The sequence below is a fragment of the Actinomadura sp. RB99 genome (assembly GCF_014706005.1).
Taxonomy (GTDB): Bacteria; Actinomycetota; Actinomycetes; order Streptosporangiales; family Streptosporangiaceae; genus Spirillospora.
Genome location: NZ_JABMCA010000202.1, coordinates 1 through 666 on the forward strand (window position 1 = coordinate 1; position 666 = coordinate 666).

General features: G+C 77.6%; 1 protein-coding gene. It reads right to left on the reverse strand.

What is annotated here, in order from left to right; genetic code table 11:
- The coding region (locus amrb99_RS49560; RefSeq protein ID WP_206700437.1) for a hypothetical protein at positions 1–666 on the reverse strand (666 nt) is incomplete at both ends.

Sequence of the window (666 nt, forward strand, 5' to 3'; positions counted from 1 at the left end):
TGGTAGCCGGTCCTGACGCCCCCGGCGCCGCCCGAGCCGCCGTAGTAGAACGCGAGCGCGTCCGGGGTAGTGCCGTCGGCGGCGTAGTTCAGGTCGACGCGCGCGAACCCTCGCGGCTTGTGAGGGTCTGTGACCTGCGGGTTGTTCCCTCCGCTGAGCAACACGGCCTGCTGCCCGAACGCTACGGTCGTGAGGTACCCGGGGTGCGGGTTCCCGGCGGCGGTGTGCGCCGCGAGGGCTGTGTCCGAGTGGGTCTCGGCGGCGGTCTGCGCGGCGGCGGCCTGGTCGGCGGCGTACTGGCGGTCGCCGTGCGGGTCGAGGGCGCCGACGTGCGCGGAGACGGCGGCGGAGCCCGTCCCAGCGGGGTCGGCGCCGACCTGCGCGGCGGTCGGGAGGGGCGGGGTGCCGTGGGAATGGTCGCCGCGCGCGTAGGTCGCAGCCGTCCCGGCGGCGGACGTCTGGCCGGGCGTCGTCTCGCCTGCGACTGCATCGGAGGGCGCCGGGCCGGTCCCGCCGGACTCGGCTGGGAGCTGGTCCGCGGGCACGAGTCCGTCCGGGCCGAGCGACGCGACGCCGGACGGCTGCCCGACGGCGGCGGCGAGGACGTACTCGACGAGCGCGGGCGCGGGCTCCAGCGGGGCGACGTCGGCGAGGTCGAGCGGGCCG